This window comes from Paenibacillus sp. FSL H8-0260, assembly GCF_045040625.1.
GTDB lineage: Bacteria > Bacillota > Bacilli > Paenibacillales > Paenibacillaceae > Paenibacillus_AQ > Paenibacillus_AQ odorifer.
Genome location: NZ_CP150298.1, coordinates 5,397,305 through 5,414,156, shown reverse-complemented (window position 1 = coordinate 5,414,156; position 16,852 = coordinate 5,397,305). Strand labels below are relative to the sequence as shown.

Sequence of the window (16,852 nt, the reverse complement as noted above, 5' to 3'; positions counted from 1 at the left end):
GGAGAACAACTTATAAGTTTAGTCAAATCATTTGAAAGATTTGGTATTTAAGTGCTGATTGTGCTACAATGGGTATCCTTTTGCGTGAGAAATGGGCGTAGGAGCATGAAAATTTAAGCTCGATAAACTTTTAGGAGGTAACTGAAATTGGAAGACAACTTTCAAAGTGCCTATCAAGAGGAAGAAGACAGGCTGAATCAAGCGCTTACTGAAATTGACACTTTGCTGGAGAAGCTCCAGCAGACACCAGTGTACACGGGACATGACTATACGGAACAGGTGCTGGAAGCGAACCGTGATCAGAAGCGCAAAGATCTTGCCAAGCTTAGGCAGGAGCCTTATTTCGGACGGCTTGATTTTCAAGGCAATGATGAGAATGAACGGAAGGCACTCTATATAGGCAAAATCGGCGTAGACCGCGAGCAGGTAAGCGACCGTCCGCTAGTCATCGACTGGCGCGCACCGGTAGCAAGCCTGTTCTATTCGTTTACCGGCGGTACGGAGCCAGCCACCTATGAAGCTCCTGAGGGATTGATAGAGGGGCTGGTATACCTCAAACGCAACGTGGTGATTCGGAAGCAAATTCTGGAGCGGGTCGCGGATACGTACAATCGGGAAAGCGATGCACCGATTGTATCGGATGAGTTTCTCGTCTATCGACTTGGGGAGAACAAGGATAATCGTCTACGGGATATCGTATCGACCATTCAAGAGGAGCAGGACAAGATTATCCGTGCTGCCAAAAATACAGCGCTAATCATTCAGGGCGTGGCAGGAAGCGGTAAAACAACCGTTGCACTGCACAGGCTTGCTTTTCTGCTGTATCAATATAAGGATCAGGTTTCTGCGGAAAAAATGATCATTTTTGCACCAAACCGGATGTTTTTGGATTACATCTCGGATGTATTGCCTGAGCTCGGGGTAGGTAATATTGCTCAAAGTACATTTCCGGATTGGGCGGCTAATGTACTAGGACTGGAATTGCCGGAACAGGATGCGACAGAGACGATGAACCGCTGGTTCGAAACCCCTGGGGGCATGCCGGTAATTACAGAAGAGACACCAGGGCGCTTCAAAGGTTCCACGGTGCTGATGGGAATCATAGAGTCCAGCATCAAGCTATTGGAAAGCAGCTCTGTACCTGAGGGTGATTTTAGCCCGTGGGAGGGTGCGGTGCTACGCCGTTCTATGATTTTGCGCTGGCATAATGAGGAGTATGCTCCCTATCCTCCAGCCAAGCGCAAGGAACGGGTAATGGCGCGGATTCATCGCTGGATTGAGATGGAACTGAAGAAGAGTCCGTCAGCTGCTGCTATGAAGGATCGCAAGAAAAAAGGCGCGCAGCGAGAGAAGGCTTATAGTGCCAAATGGCCTAAATATGATCCATTAACGATCTATAAGCAAATTTTCCGAGCAGCTAAACTTCCTGAGGATTGGCCGGTTGAACCGCCAGAGGAAATTCCGGCAGCTGTGTTGAAGGAAACGGCAAAAGAGCTGAAAAAAGGCATCATACGTGAAGAGGATTTACCTCCGCTGCTGTATATCCATTATCTTTTGAATGGTGATGAGGGCGTTACTCGCTTTGACCATGTAGTAATCGATGAGGCCCAGGATTTTTCACCTTTCCAAATTGCCGTTCTGGATTTATATGTGCGAGGCCATTCCTTTACGATCCTGGGTGATCTCTCGCAGGGCATACATGCCTATAAAGGCGTACACGCGTGGGAAGAGATGCAGACGTTGTTTGCCCCTGAGAACACGGCTTATCACGCGCTGACACGCAGCTATCGTTCTACTATGGAAATTATAGACTTCGCTAATGGAATTCTATCTTCAGGTGTGGAGAGCTCATTGCTGGCTGTTCCTGTGTTTCGTAGTGGAGATCCCGTGCGTATGATCGCCTATGGCGAGGATGCCGGGGAACTGGTGGCTGATGAGCAGGCTCGCTTGCGGACAATAACCTCTGCACTGAAGTCTCTGTCAGGAAGGGAATACCGTACGGTGGCTGTCCTAACAAGAAATCTTCATGAGGCTGCAGAACTATATGCGGAGCTGGCACAGCATTTTGAAGATATTCATCTGATTGATGGCAGTATGACACAATATCAGGGCGGGTTATCGGTGCTGCCTGTCTATTTATCAAAAGGTTTGGAGTTCGATGCGGTGATCTTAGCAGATGCCGATCAAGACCATTACGGAGCGACGGCTTGGGACGCGAAGCTGATGTATGTCGGCTGTACACGTGCTCTCCATGAGCTGTGGCTGCTCCATAATGGGGAAGTTCCTTCCTATGTGCAAACGGCGGCTGGAAGCGATTCTGAGGGAGAGTAAGACTGGTGGAGAATGGTTATAACTGTTCTTGGTCTTGTAACTCCCCCATAGGTATGGCTTAATAATAAGTGTCCGGCCGGGCAAGAACACTTCTGGAAGGAGGCTGATTGAAATGATTTCAGTATACGAGGTGGTTTCCGTTTAAGACGGAAACCTGCTTAAAGCGAGGAGGCCTTACGGCCTCCTTATTACTAACATAAGAAGTACCACACTTATCCATAAGAACGAAATTTATGAAATCGAATGTAGACGCTACCAAAAGGTTTTTATATAATGAAATTACGGATTTTTCCAAATATGAGGAGAAGAAAGGAGGCAGGTGACGTGATTATAACTAAAAACTTAGTTGACCGACGCATAGGGACACACCTGTTGAAGGAGGAAATGCAAGTTGAGTTATGTAAATGGGAAGGATGTGCTCCCCCCTGGCTTGCTCGAAGAGCTTCAGGGATACATCCAAGGTGAACTGCTCTACATCCCAAAGAAGACGGAAGAACGGGTTCGATGGGGCGAGAACAGCGGTTCGAGGAAAGAAATAGCGAACCGGAACAAGGAAATTTTCAGTTGTCATCGAAGCGGTGATTCCGTAGCGGAACTTCAGAAGAAGTACCATCTATCGGAAGAAAGCATTCGTAAAATCATATCAAAAATGCGGCTGGCAGTAAATTGCTAGCTTGCAATTCAAGCATAAACGCCTCTGGTGTCCTTAGAAGGACGGTAAGCGTTATGCGAGAAATCATAAGGATAAAGTATAGCGTGAAACCTATACTTTCTTATATTTTGAAAAAAGAGCATGGCTCCCGCCTTTCTAAGACGAGATCATGCTCTTTTTATTTTGGCGCAAAATAAGTCTATGCTGATACTGTTACCTTGAACCGGCAGGACATCCTAATCCTTCCCTGTGATATGGTATGATAGAGAGGGATTTACATTGAGCTTTTACAAGAATATAGCAAGGAAGTGGAGTTATGGATTTATTTTCTTTTGGAGAGGACACTGGGGGCGGACGGCTGCTTGCAGACCGGATGAGACCGGAGAATCTTGATGAATATATTGGTCAAGAGCATATCATAGGTCGGGGGAAGCTGCTGCGAAGAGCGATTGAGGCGGATCAAGTCTCTTCGATTTTGCTCTATGGCCCCCCGGGATGCGGCAAGACGACACTCGCGCATATTATTTCTCATCACACGCAAGGAGAGTTCGTACGTCTGAATGCGGTGGAAGCTACCGTGAAGGATGTACGGGAGGTTATTGAGCGAGCTCAGAACAATCAAACATTGTACGGCACTAAGACGATCCTGTTCCTGGACGAGGTGCATCGATTTAATAGCTCACGCCAGGATGCGCTTTTGCCAGCAGTAGAAAAAGGGACTATTACCTTCATTGGAGCGACTACAGAGAACCCGTTCCATTATGTTAATGGGGCGCTTATGAGCCGCTCCACCTTATTTCAGCTGGAGGCATTAACGAGTGAACACAGCTTGATCGCAATGCGCAGAGCCTTGGCGGACAAAGAGAAAGGTCTTGGATTTATGGAGCTTCAGGTCGATGAGGAGGCATTGTTGCATATTGCAACAATGGCTAATGGAGACATCCGGCGGGCACTAAACGCGCTGGAGCTGGCAGCCCTGACTACCGCGCCGCAAGTTGATGGAAGTGTTCATATCACGCTGGAGGTGGCGGAGGAATCCATTCGGCGCCCCATTGTGAAGGCTGATGAATCTACGCAGTATGATGTGCTATCCGCTTTTCATAAAAGTATTCGCGGTTCCAGCGACGCCGCGTTGTTTTGGTTTCTGTATGCGGTAGAAAAGCTTGGAATGGACCCTATGACTTTTATTCGGCGCCTGATTGCAGCCAGCAGTGAGGATATCGGCTTGGCTAATCCCCAAGCTATGGTTCAAGCGGTGAGTGCGCTGGATGCGTATCGAAACAATGGTTGGCCAGAGGCGAAGCTGAACATTGCCCAAGCTATTCTTTTTGCAGTGGAAAGTCCGAAGTCTAATGCTGTGGTTATGGCTATTTCCAATGCAATGGCAAGTATGGATGAGATCAAATCAGCGGAGGTACCGCTGCATCTGCGTGATACGCACTATAAAGGTGCAACTGCGTTAGGGCATGAAGGATATCAATATCCGCACAATTTTCCGGGGCATTATGTGAAGCAAGAGTATTTGCCTAAGGAGATTTCTCAGCGTGTTTTTTATCAAGCTACTGAGCAAGGCAATGAGATTAAGATTCGTCATAATCAAAAGCTTCGGCGGGAGCAGTAAGCAGCTAGCGACTGTAATACCTTCCAATTTCATGCTGGAAAGCCAAAGATTTTAACTTTCAGTCGAACTAAATAATTCCCAAAAAAAGGCGGCCTAGAGCCGTTTTTTTGTTATCTACGTTACTTTTAATCACATCGATTGAAAATTTTTTATAGGAAAAGATTGATAATTTACCATAAGTTAATTAAAATGAACTACAAAGTTACGAGATGTTCATTTTTATTTCCGATTGAACTACTGGTAGTATTCTTAACAGTGTTAATTATCATCACATTGGTTATTTCAAAATGTTTCATGAAAATCAACACTATTTATATCAAAATTTACATAATATTTTCATTGTGTTAATTTTGAAATCCTTGTCGTTAGGGTGATGAATATGGGCGAAGAACTACTAGAAATCAAAAATTTGTCGACATCGTTCAGAATTGCAGACGACTATTATGCTGCGGTTGATGATGTTACCCTGTCTGTTCGCAAAAATGAAATTCTGGCTATCGTTGGAGAATCTGGTTCAGGAAAAAGTGCGCTCGCCTTTTCCATTATGGGGCTGCATACCAGAGCCAGAATTGACGGACAAATCAAATACAAGGGCCAGGACATCGTTACTATGTCTCCTGCTGCACTAAACAAGCTGCGCGGCCAAGAAATGTCTATGATTTTTCAAGATCCTTTATCCGCTTTAAACCCGCTAATGATCATCGGTTCACAGATTGAAGAAGTACTTATCCTACATGATTCCAAGCTTTCTAAGAAACAGCGAAAAGAGAAGGTCATTGATCTTTTGACCAAGGTTGGAATTTCCCGTCCCGAGCATACATATCAGCAGTACCCCCACGAATTATCCGGTGGCATGAGGCAGCGGGTGGTTATCGCCATTGCGATAGCCAATGGACCCAAGCTTTTGATCGCCGACGAGCCTACCACAGCACTAGATGTGACTATCCAATTACAAATCCTTGAACTTATTAAAAAATTAAAAAACGATATGGAAGCAGGCATTATCTTAATCACTCATGACTTAGGGGTTGTAAGCGAAATGGCTGACCGTGTTGCGGTGATGTATGCCGGACAAATCGTCGAAATCGCAGATATTTTTACGTTGACGTCTAATCCGAAACATCCATATACGAGATCCTTATTAAACTCCATTCCAACGGCAAAAGAAGAAAAATCCAGGTTGCATGTGATTCAGGGGATTGTTCCACCACTGCAAAACCTTCCGCGTAAGGGCTGCCGTTTCTCGGCACGGACACCTTGGATTCCTGAATCGGAGCATGAGGAGAACCCACAGCTGCATGAAGTCGCACCCGGACATTTCGTTCGCTGCACCTGTTATAACAATTTCCATTTCCCTGATACTAACGAGGAGGCAATCCACAATGGGACTTCTTGAGGTTAAAAATTTAGCAGTACATTTTCCGATCCACGGCGGTGTTTTTCGAAGGGAAGTTGGCGTAGTTAAGGCTGTCGATAATGTTAATTTTACCATTGAAGCTGGGCAAACCTATGGTCTGGTTGGTGAATCTGGTTCCGGAAAGACGACAACGGGTCGCGCGATTATAGGTCTTAATTCTATTACTAGCGGCAGCGTGATTTTTGAAGGGCAAGATTTGGCCTTGAGGGGTGTACGAAAGCAAAGAAATGTCCGCAAAGACATTCAGATGATCTTTCAGGATCCGTACTCTTCCTTAAATCCTAAGAAGCGTGTACTCGATATTATTGCAGAACCGTTGCGTAATTTCGAAAAAATGTCTCCAGGGGAAGAAAAACGCCGGGTGCAGGAATTGCTTTTACAAGTAGGCTTAAGTCCTGAGAACATCCTGAAATATCCGCATGAATTTTCTGGCGGCCAGCGGCAGCGGATCGGAATTGCCAGAGCAATTGCACTCAAGCCAAAACTTATTATTGCTGACGAGCCGGTATCTGCGCTAGATGTCTCAGTACAGGCACAGGTGCTTAACTTCATGCAGGACATTCAAAAAGAGCTGAATCTTACTTTTCTATTTATCAGTCATGATCTCGGGATCATCAGGCATATGTGCGATCACATAGGGATTATGTATAAAGGACGACATGTGGAGCAAGGGACTGCTAAAGATATTTTTGACAATCCTCAGCATATTTATACCAAACGACTCATTGCCGCCATTCCTGATATTGATCCGAAACAGAGAGAAAAGCAGACGGAATTCAGAAAATCAGTAAGCAAGGAATATGAACAAGCGCACCGGAATTATTTTGATGAAGAAGGCATGGCTTATCCATTAAAATCAATTTCCGAGACTCATCTGGTAGCCTTGCCTGAGAAAGGTTGAGAATATGTGGAAGATTATCGTTCGTAGAATTCTTATAATGATCCCTCAAGTAGTTCTATTAAGTATTCTTGTTTTTCTTATGGCGAAGGCGATGCCTGGTGACGCACTCTCAGGAATGCTCGATCCGAATATTGATCCGGCGGCCATTGATGCGATGAGAGAAAAGCTCGGTCTAAATGATCCATGGTACATCCAATACTGGGATTGGATCACTAAAGCGATACAAGGGGATTTCGGCCAGTCCTTCCGTTTCAAAATGCCGGTCTCAGAGCTAATCGGACAACGCCTGATGAATACACTTTGGCTGGCCATTGTTACGCTGATTCTTACATACCTTATTGCTATCCCGCTTGGTATTACCAGCGGACGTTATAACGATTCGTGGCTGGATCGCTTGATAACTGGCTATACCTATATTGGATTTGCTGCACCGTTGTTTATTTTTGCACTTTTAATGGTATGGGTTTTCGGATTTCATTTTCATTGGTTTCCTACCAGCGGCAGTGTCAGTCCCGGGGAAGTTCCAGGTACACTAAGTCACTTCTGGAGTAAATTCTATCATCTGCTTCTGCCTGCGCTATCTATGGCGCTAATTGCAACGGTTGGGACCGTACAATATCTGAGAAATGAGATCATTGATACGAAGCAAAAAGATTTCATTCTCACTGCTAGAGCTAAAGGGGCTTCAGAGTCACGCGTATACAATCGTCATATTTTGAGAAACTCCTTGCTGCCGATCGCTGCATTTTTTGGATATGAGATCACTGGGCTAATTGGTGGTACGGTGTTCGTTGAAACGATCTTCAGCTATCCAGGAATGGGTTTGCTGTTTCTAAGTTCGATAACGATTCGGGATTTCAGCGTGGTAACAGCCCTCGTTCTTCTGTATGGGGTTGCTTCCATCGTCGGTGCGTTGTTATCAGACATTATTTTAAGTATCGTAGATCCTCGTATCCGGATTAAATAAGAAGATGAACACTTTGGGGTGAATGAAATGGCAAAGACGAGCGCAGAGATAGCTCTGCTGCAGGAAACTGATAAAAGTCCATCGGGCTTCAAAATTGTTTGGCGGGAGATGGTGCGGGATAAGCTGGCACTGGTCTCATTGATTTTCCTATTTACGATTATTGCTGCTGTATATGGGATCTCCTTATTTTTAGATCAGAAAGAAATTGTCACGGTTGACTTGTTCGCCCTATATGAGAAGCCTTCGGCTGTGCATTGGCTGGGGACTGATTATGGAGGACGGGATGTATTCGGTCAATTAATTATAGGAACACGAAATTCCATGTCTATTGCCTTTATGGTTACATTTTTTACGGGAATTATCGGTATTCTGGTAGGTTTAGTCTCAGGTTACTTTGGGGGAACGGTAGATAATGTCGCGATGCGTATTGTGGATTTCTTCATGATTCTACCTTTTCTAATGATTGTTATAGCTTTTGTCAGCGCAGTTCCTAAATACAATACGTTGACCTTCTCCTTTATCATGACAGCATTTCTTTGGATGGGGATTGCCAGGCTAATTCGTTCCAAGACATTGCAAGAGAAGGAATTGGATTATGTTCAGGCATCTAAGACCCTAGGCTCCTCCAATCTAAAAATTATGTTTACGCAAGTTCTGCCGAACTTAAGCTCAATCATTATCGTAACAATGACCTTGAATCTGGCAGCTAATATTGGATTGGAATCAGGCCTATCCTTTCTAGGTTTTGGTTTTCCAGAAAGTACACCCAGTCTGGGTACTCTAGTAAGCTATGCGAGAAATCCGCAGACTCTTGAGTTCAGATGGTGGATCTGGTTACCCGCATCATTGCTGATCCTGGTATTGATGTTGAGTATAAATAATGTGGGTCAAGCGCTAAAACGTGCGACCGACGCAAGACAAAGAAAAGGATAATAAGGGAGGAAATGATTAAATGAGAAAAGCCATTCGTTCAAAAGCTTTACTAGTTTCATTAATGTTTGTAATGTTGTTCGCTCTTGCGGCTTGCGGCTCCAAGAACAACAACGAAGCGGCTGAATCAACAGCAGCTCCTAACGCCAGCGCACCTGCGGCAACCGCAGAAGCAACGGCCGCGCCTGAGGCAGAAGACGGACTTTATAACATTAAAGATTTCAGTAACGTTAAGACTAACCAAGGTGAAGCTATTGACGGAGGGACAATTACATTTGGACTTGTTTCCGATAGTCCATTTGAAGGCACTTTGAACTGGAACTTCTATTCTGGAGATCCAGATGCTCAAGTTCTGAACTGGTTTGATGAAGGTTTGTTAACTTGGGATAAAGACTATGTTTATACTAATGATGGTGCGGCTACTTATGAAGTTGCAGAAGATGGACGTACCTTTACCTTTACGATTCGCGACAATGTAAACTGGCAGGATGGTAAGCCAGTAACGGCTGAAGACTGGTTGTTCGCCCATGAAGTTATTGGTAATCCTGCTTATGATGGTCCTCGTTACGGTTCTGACTTCACTAATATTGAAGGCATGGATGAGTACCATTCCGGTAAGGCCAAGACCATATCCGGGATTAAAGTGCTGGGTGATAAGAAACTGCAAATTACTTATAAGCAATCTACACCTTCCTTGTTAACGGGTAGCGTATGGATTTATCCATTAGCCAAACATATCTTTGGCGGCATGGATGTTGCCAAAATCTCCTCTTCCCCTGAAGTCCGCCAAAAGCCAATTGGCTTCGGAGCTTTTAAAGTAGAGAGTATCGTTCCTGGTGAGTCTGTAGTATTTGTTAAGAATGAAGATTACTGGCGTGGAGCCCCTAAACTGGATAAAGTAATTTTGAAGGTTATCAACCCAACAACGATTGTACAAGAACTGAAATCTGGTGGAGTTGACTTGGTGGATTCCTTCCCTATTGATCAATTCCCTGATAATGCGAAGCTATCAAATGTTGAGTATCTCGGGGCTGTTGACCGTGCGTATACGTATATTGGATTTAAGCTTGGCAAATGGGATGCAACGAAAAAAGAGGTTGTTACCGATCCTAAAGCTAAAATGGCGGATGTGAATCTTCGTAAAGCAATGTGGGCTGCGGTTGACAATGATACTGTTGGTAAAAAGTTCTATAATGGTCTGCGTTGGAATGCGACTACCTTGATTCCACCGTCCCATCCAGAATTCCATGATACTACCAATCCGGGCGTAGCTTTTGATCCAGAAGCAGCTAAAAAGATCCTGGATGACGCTGGTTACAAATTAAACGGTGAATTTAGAACGAATCCAGATGGCAGCGAGCTGAAGATTAATTTCATTTCGATGACTGGTGGAGACATTGCTGAGCCGCTGGCTCAATATTATGTACAATCCTGGAAAGCGATTGGTCTGAATGTAACTTTGGAAATGGTAGAGTTTAATACCTTCTATGATCGTATAGGTCAAAATGGTGAGGATGATCCTACTGTTGATGTGTACCAAGGTGCTTGGGGGGTAGGGATTGACGTTGACCCATCAGGCCTGTACGGTAAAGATGCAATCTATAACTTCCCACGTTACTCCAGTGCAGAGAACGATCGTTTGCTCGCCGAAGGGATCTCTGAGGCTGCATTTGATGTAGACAAACGTAAAGAAATCTATAAAGAGTGGCAACAATTTATGGTTGATGAGATTCCAGTATTCCCAACACTTTATCGTGCTGTGATTGTGCCGGTTAATAACCGTGTTCTAAACTTTGCAATTGGTGATGGAACCGGACTCTATTATAACGACATTGCGGTTTCTGCAGATAAAGCTGCGGTGGCTCAGTAAGAGGGGATTAATGAACAGCAGTTCAAGGAGAAATCCTGAGCTGCTGTTTTTTATTTTCTGTTAAATTAACAATTATTCCTATATTTTGTGCATTATTTACTGTAAAAATATAGTGTTTTAATGAAAGATATGGTATATTTTGGGTGAGAGCGAAACTTTCGCTTAAATATAGCTCTTAGAGTGAGGTGAGTGGATGATCGCAATGACAGGTACCTGATTCAAGTGAGGGAGGTGTTACGGGACTGAGGTGTAATCTTTCTTGTGGCATTCACTGAAGAGAGGGGCAGTAGAAATGATCAAGAGGTATAGGAAACAAGGACTGGTGTTCAGTTTGTTGTTTACGCTTACATTTTGTTCAAATGCTGCATTTCAACCGGCGATAGCAGAGGCAGCGGCCGGAGACTACAACTATGCGGAGGTTCTACAAAAATCTATTTATTTCTACGAAACCCAGCGGTCTGGTGAATTGCCAGATAACAATCGGGTGGAATGGCGGGGCGATTCCGGTCTTTTGGACGGGGCGGATGTGGGACATGATCTGACTGGTGGTTGGTACGATGCCGGTGATCACGTTAAATTCGGTTTGCCTATGGCTTATTCTACAACGATGCTGGCATGGTCAGTTTATGAGTACAAGCAAGGATATGAGGGGTCTGGGCAGCTGGAGGAAATTTTAGACAATATTCGCTGGGCAACCGATTATTTTGTGAAAGCTCATACCGCTCCTAACGAGCTGTGGGGACAAGTTGGTAACGGAACAACCGATCATAATTGGTGGGGACCCGCAGAAGTCATGCAGATGCAGAGACCTTCCTACAAAATTGATGCCACTCATCCCGGATCAGATCTTGCCGCAGAAACAGCTGCAGCGTTAGCTTCAGCATCCATTATTTTCAGGGATACGGATGCCGTATACGCGGACAAGCTGCTGCTGCATGCTAAACAGCTTTACAATTTTGCAGACACTTATCGCGGCTCCTATTCCGACAGCATTACCGACGTCAAACAATATTATAATTCTTGGAGCGGTTACGCGGATGAATTGAGCTGGGGGGCTGTCTGGTTGTATTTGGCGACTAACGATCAGCAGTATCTCAATAAGGCTATTGCAGCAAGCGATCAATGGGGAACGAATCAGGCTGGAAACTGGGGGTATCAGTGGACACAGTCTTGGGACGACAAGCATTATGGCGCTCAATTACTGTTGGCACGAATCACCGGGCAGACCAAGTTCATTCAATCCACTGAACGGAATATGCAGTATTGGACGACTGGAGTGGGTGGAACAAGTGACCGTGTTGCCTATACACCTGGCGGACTAGCCCATCTGGATCAATGGGGCGCATTGCGTTATGCAGCCAATCAGGCTTTTATGGCCTTCGTTTACTCAGACTGGGTGAGCGATCCGGTGAAGAAAGATACAGCGCGCTCTTTCGCGGAGAGACAAATTACGTATATGCTTGGCGACAATCCACGAAACAGCAGTTATGTTATCGGTTTTGGTAATAATTCTCCTCAGCATCCCCATCATCGAACCTCACATGGATCATGGAATGATAGTCAGAGCGTTCCGGTAAATCATCGCCATGTCTTGTACGGAGCGCTAGTTGGAGGCCCGTCCAAAACAGACAGCTACACCGACTCCATTAACGATTATGTCTCGAATGAAGTTGCAACCGATTACAATGCTGCTTTTACAGGAGCTATTGCAAAAATGGTGCTGCTGCATGGACAAGGGCAACAGCCCCTTGCACAATTTCCGCCTGCAGAGACACGTGAAGATGAGATGTTTGTCGAAGCCTCTGTGAATGCTAGTGGCAGCAACTTTGTAGAGATTCGAGCATTGCTGAATAACCGTACGGGCTGGCCGGCAAGGGCCAGTAAAGAGATGTCTTTTAACTATTATGTGGATCTTAGTGAAGCGATAGCGGCTGGTTATGGTCCTGAGGATATTACGGTTACAGCGGGAGGCTACAATCAGGGTGGAACGGTGTCTGCACTTCAGCCTTACGATGCAGCTAACCATATCTACTATACTAAGATCGATTTTACAGGTACTTTGATTTATCCGGGTGGACAATCTGCTCATCGTAAGGAGATTCAATTCCGAATTGCAGCTCCGCTGAACACTAACTTCTGGAATAATGCTAATGATTTTTCATTCCAAGGGGTGGCAGCTCAAGGAGTAACTCCTGTAAAAACAGCGAACATTCCGGTGTTTGATGCAGGTGTACACATGTATGGAGAACTTCCAGCGGGTGGCGGACAACCTGGAGAACCTCAAGTCCCTGCACGTCCGACAAATGTTCAGGCTGTAGCAGGTAATGGAACGGTCCATTTGACTTGGAATGCGATTAGCGGGATCAGTGAATATACCGTTAAACGCAGTGAAGTGAGTGGAGGCCCGTATACGGTGCTTGAGAATGTCACGGGAACGGATTACATGGATAGTGGACGGGTGAACGGAACCACTTATTATTATGTGATCACTGCCAAGAATGGTGTAGGGGAGAGCTTGCCATCTATACAGGTTAGTGCCAAACCCCAAGAACCGACACAGCCCACAACGGGAAATTTAAAGGTGCAATATCGTACGAATGATACGAATGCCAGTGATGGACAGCTGCGCCCTCAGTTCCGAATTATGAATACAGGAACCGAGTCTGTGGCACTTAGCGGCTTGAAGCTGCGTTATTATTTCACTGTGGATGGGGATAAACCACAACAGTTTCATTGTGATTATGCTGTAGTGGGCAGTGGTAATTTAAGCGGCAGTTTTGTTAAGCTGAATCCCGCCAGTACGGGCGCGGATTATTATCTGGAGATTTCTTTTGGTGCAGGGGCTGGAAGTATAGCGCCTGGTGGAGATAGCGGCGAGATTCAGGCTCGCACCAATAAGACGGACTGGACGGCTTATAATGAAACGGATGATTATTCCTACAGCGCGGTTCAGCAGACATTTGCCGATTGGAATAAGGTTACACTTTATCAAGGTGAAACACTTGTATGGGGCTTAGAACCATAAATATATCCAAGAGAGGGAGCTTGCCTAAGATGATGAAATTGAGCTTAATAAAGAAGCCTGTTTCTGTAATAATGGCCGCAGTCCTGTTTCTCTCACTCATGACCGGTCTATTTAATTTTAGACCTCAGACTGCTCACGCTTCAACTACGGAGCAGACGCGATTTCTGCAATTATATGCGCAGCTAAAAGACCCCGCAAATGGTTATTTCTCTGCCGAAGGAGTACCTTATCATGCGGTAGAGACCTTGATGAGTGAAGCCCCTGATTACGGACATATGACGACCTCAGAAGCTTACAGTTATTGGATGTGGCTTGAGGTACTCTATGGTTATCACACAGGGGACTGGACTAAGCTGGAATCCGCTTGGGACAACATGGAGAAGTATATCATCCCTATTAACGAAGGTGATGGCAAGGAAGAGCAGCCAACCATGAGTTATTACAATCCGAACAGCCCGGCTACGTATGCAGCGGAGCATGCTCAGCCGGATCAGTATCCAAGTCAGCTAGGTGGCCAGTATACAGCAGGTAAAGATCCGCTAGATGCTGAATTGAAGGCGACGTATGGCAACAACCAGACCTACTTGATGCACTGGCTGGTAGACGTGGACAACTGGTACGGCTTCGGCAACTTGCTGAATCCTACGCATACAGCCGCTTATGTAAATACATTCCAACGGGGTGAACAAGAGTCCGTTTGGGAGGCGGTCCCTCACCCTTCTCAAGATGACAAAACGTTCGGAAAAGCAAACGAAGGCTTCATGAGTCTGTTCACAAAAGAAGCTAACGTGCCTTCCGCTCAATGGCGTTACACGAATGCTACAGATGCCGATGCACGGGCAGTACAAGCAATGTACTGGGCTAAAGAGCTCGGCTACAACAATACAGTGTATTTGAATAAAGCTAAGAAAATGGGCGATTTCCTGCGTTACGGTATGTATGATAAATACTTCCAAAAAGTAGGGAGTGCTGCTACTGACGGCACCCCTGATGCCGGGACTGGCAAAGACTCTAATCAATATCTTCTGGCTTGGTATACCGCATGGGGCGGTGGACTTGGAGCAACAGGAAACTGGGCTTGGAGAATCGGTGCGAGCCATGCCCACCAAGGGTATCAGAATGTCGTGGCTGCCTACGCACTTTCTGATTCGGATGGTGGTCTGATTCCGTCATCAGCTACAGCTGGGCAGGATTGGGAAAATTCTCTGAAACGTCAATTGGAATTTTATACTTGGCTGCAGTCCTCTGAAGGGGCAATTGCCGGTGGAGCGACCAATAGTTATCAAGGCGCCTACAAGGCTTATCCAGCTGGAACCAGTACTTTTTATGGCATGGCCTATGACGAAGCTCCAGTCTACCACGATCCTCCATCCAATAACTGGTTCGGAATGCAGGCATGGAGTGTGGAGCGGGTAGCAGAGCTGTACTATATCCTCGCTTCTAACGGAGACACTACATCTGAAAACTTCCAAATGGCAAAACAAGTTATAGAAAATTGGGTAGATTGGTCTAAAGATTATGCCTTTGCCAACAAACGTCCAGTTACGGATGCTGAAGGTTACTATCTGAACAGCCAAGGAAATCGAATTCTTGGAGGCGCCAATCCGCAAGTGGCTACAGTCTCTGCACCAGGAGAATTCTGGATTCCAGGTAATGTGGAATGGACAGGACAACCTAATACTTGGAATGGCTTCAGTGGTTCTACTGCAAACAATAACCTGAAAGCCGTAACTAAGAGTCCAAGCCAAGATACAGGTGTACTGGGCAGCTATATTAAGGCACTTACCTTCTATGCGGCTGGCACCAAAGCTGAACATGGCAGCTACAGTACTCTGGGAGGAGAAGCTCAGGTACTGGCTAAATCTTTGTTAGACACGGCATGGGGTTATAACGATGGAATTGGTATTGCAACTACCGAAAGCCGTGCAGATTATTCTCGCTATTTCACTAAAGAAGTCTATTTCCCAAGCGGCTGGACAGGTACATTCGGCCAAGGAAATACAATCCCTGGTACATCAACAGTGCCTTCCGATCCTGCTAAAGGCGGAAATGGGGTATATGCAAGCTACACCGATATCCGTCCAAATATCGTAAATGACTCTAAGTGGCAATATCTGCTGGACAAATACAATACTTCTTTTAATAAACTGACTAAAACATGGGACAATGGAGCCCCTGAATTTACCTACCATCGCTTCTGGTCGCAAGTAGATATGGCAACTGCTTATGCAGAATACGATCGATTGATCAACAGCAGCGTGCCTACGGAGCCAGTAGCTCCAAAAGCACCTTCCAAACCAAGTGCGGTCGCTGGTAACCAAGTTGTAGATCTTAGTTGGAACAACGTAACTGGAGCTACAAGCTATACTGTGAAAAGAGCTGCAACAACTGGTGGCCCTTACAGCGATGTGGCTGTTGTCACTCAAGCTACTTACAGTGACACTTCCGTGGTTAACGGTACGGATTATTACTATGTAGTTAGTGCTTCCAACGTGGTTGGAGAGAGCCCGAATTCGCCTGAGGTTCACGCCAAGCCTATGGATGTACCGATTCCGGCACAAGGAGATTTGGTGGTGAAGTACCGGACAAGTGATACCAATCCGGGTGATAATCAGTTCCGCCCGCAGCTGCAAATTGTTAACAATGGGGATACGGCTGTAGCGCTTAGCGATGTAAAGCTGCGGTATTATTACACGATTGATGGCGATAAACCTCAACAATTTAATGTTGACTATGCTAACATCGGTGGAAGTAATATACAGGGAACATTCGTGAAGGTAGACCCTGCCAAAACTGGAGCGGACTATTATTTAGAAATCTCCTTCGGCGCAGGTGCAGGCAGTCTTGCACCGGGAGCCAACACGGGTGATATCCAGATCCGGGTCAACAAAACGGACTGGAGTAATTACAACGAGGTTGGAGACTACTCTTATGACCCTACCAAAACATCGTACACGGAATGGAATCATGTGCCGTTGTACTTGAATGGTGCTCTAGCATGGGGACTTGAGCCTTAAAGTCTAAATGAGGGAAGCCCTAGCCATTTGGCTGGGGCTTTTTTTGTTATTGGCTGGTTAGCGACTGCACTTCGACTAATTGTGGCTTCATGTCCATTTTAATTGTATTTCCTACAACTAA

The 16,852-nt window shown here is 45.6% G+C and carries 10 protein-coding genes; all 10 read left to right on the top strand.

What is annotated here, in order from left to right:
• Window positions 1-147: 147 nt before the first annotated feature.
• The 10 genes from MHI51_RS24085 (at window position 148) to MHI51_RS24040 (ending at window position 16,731) form a co-directional block, all read left to right on the top strand.
• Entirely contained in the window at window positions 148-2,331 is a 2,184-nt protein-coding gene (locus MHI51_RS24085) for a UvrD-helicase domain-containing protein (RefSeq protein ID WP_076218484.1), read from the top strand.
• A gap of 391 nt (window positions 2,332-2,722) precedes the next feature.
• Window positions 2,723-3,004, top strand: coding sequence for a CD3324 family protein (locus MHI51_RS24080; RefSeq protein ID WP_076129667.1), 282 nt, complete (start codon window positions 2,723-2,725; stop codon window positions 3,002-3,004).
• A 295-nt stretch (window positions 3,005-3,299) separates the two neighbouring features.
• Window positions 3,300-4,604, top strand: a complete 1,305-nt coding sequence (locus MHI51_RS24075; protein ID WP_076129668.1) for a replication-associated recombination protein A — start codon at window positions 3,300-3,302, stop codon at window positions 4,602-4,604.
• A 379-nt stretch (window positions 4,605-4,983) separates the two neighbouring features.
• Window positions 4,984-6,000: an ABC transporter ATP-binding protein gene (locus MHI51_RS24070; RefSeq protein ID WP_076129669.1), complete on the top strand. Its 1,017-nt coding sequence runs from the start codon at window positions 4,984-4,986 to the stop codon at window positions 5,998-6,000.
• Window positions 5,987-6,922, top strand: a complete 936-nt coding sequence (locus MHI51_RS24065) for an ABC transporter ATP-binding protein (protein WP_036677615.1) — start codon at window positions 5,987-5,989, stop codon at window positions 6,920-6,922. Before MHI51_RS24070 ends, MHI51_RS24065 begins: the two co-directional genes overlap by 14 nt.
• A 4-nt stretch (window positions 6,923-6,926) precedes the next feature.
• Entirely contained in the window at window positions 6,927-7,889 is a 963-nt protein-coding gene (gene opp4B, locus MHI51_RS24060) for an oligopeptide ABC transporter permease (protein ID WP_036677612.1), read from the top strand.
• A 27-nt stretch (window positions 7,890-7,916) separates the two neighbouring features.
• On the top strand, window positions 7,917-8,822 hold the full coding sequence (locus MHI51_RS24055; protein WP_076129671.1) for an ABC transporter permease: 906 nt from the start codon (window positions 7,917-7,919) through the stop codon (window positions 8,820-8,822).
• Window positions 8,823-8,841: 19 nt separating this feature from the next.
• Window positions 8,842-10,689, top strand: a complete 1,848-nt coding sequence (locus tag MHI51_RS24050) for an oligopeptide ABC transporter substrate-binding protein (protein WP_076218485.1) — start codon at window positions 8,842-8,844, stop codon at window positions 10,687-10,689.
• 292 nt (window positions 10,690-10,981) lie between these two features.
• Window positions 10,982-13,714 carry a glycoside hydrolase family 9 protein gene (locus MHI51_RS24045; RefSeq protein WP_076218486.1) on the top strand — a complete coding sequence of 911 codons (2,733 nt, stop codon included), beginning with the start codon at window positions 10,982-10,984 and terminating at the stop codon, window positions 13,712-13,714.
• 32 nt (window positions 13,715-13,746) lie between these two features.
• Complete coding sequence (locus tag MHI51_RS24040) at window positions 13,747-16,731, top strand: glycoside hydrolase family 48 protein (RefSeq protein WP_405174074.1); 2,985 nt, start codon at window positions 13,747-13,749, stop codon at window positions 16,729-16,731.
• Window positions 16,732-16,852 lie beyond the last annotated feature (121 nt).

What these genes read in the sequence shown, in the direction of transcription:
- MHI51_RS24040 (WP_405174074.1), top strand. Translation starts at nt 13,747, where the DNA reads ATGAAATTGAGCTTAATAAAGAAGCCTGTTTCTGTAATAATGGCCGCA.
- MHI51_RS24045 (WP_076218486.1), top strand. Translation starts at nt 10,982, where the DNA reads ATGATCAAGAGGTATAGGAAACAAGGACTGGTGTTCAGTTTGTTGTTT.
- MHI51_RS24075 (WP_076129668.1), top strand. Translation starts at nt 3,300, where the DNA reads ATGGATTTATTTTCTTTTGGAGAGGACACTGGGGGCGGACGGCTGCTT.
- MHI51_RS24070 (WP_076129669.1), top strand. Translation starts at nt 4,984, where the DNA reads ATGGGCGAAGAACTACTAGAAATCAAAAATTTGTCGACATCGTTCAGA.
- MHI51_RS24050 (WP_076218485.1), top strand. Translation starts at nt 8,842, where the DNA reads ATGAGAAAAGCCATTCGTTCAAAAGCTTTACTAGTTTCATTAATGTTT.
- opp4B (WP_036677612.1), top strand. Translation starts at nt 6,927, where the DNA reads ATGTGGAAGATTATCGTTCGTAGAATTCTTATAATGATCCCTCAAGTA.
- MHI51_RS24055 (WP_076129671.1), top strand. Translation starts at nt 7,917, where the DNA reads ATGGCAAAGACGAGCGCAGAGATAGCTCTGCTGCAGGAAACTGATAAA.
- MHI51_RS24065 (WP_036677615.1), top strand. Translation starts at nt 5,987, where the DNA reads ATGGGACTTCTTGAGGTTAAAAATTTAGCAGTACATTTTCCGATCCAC.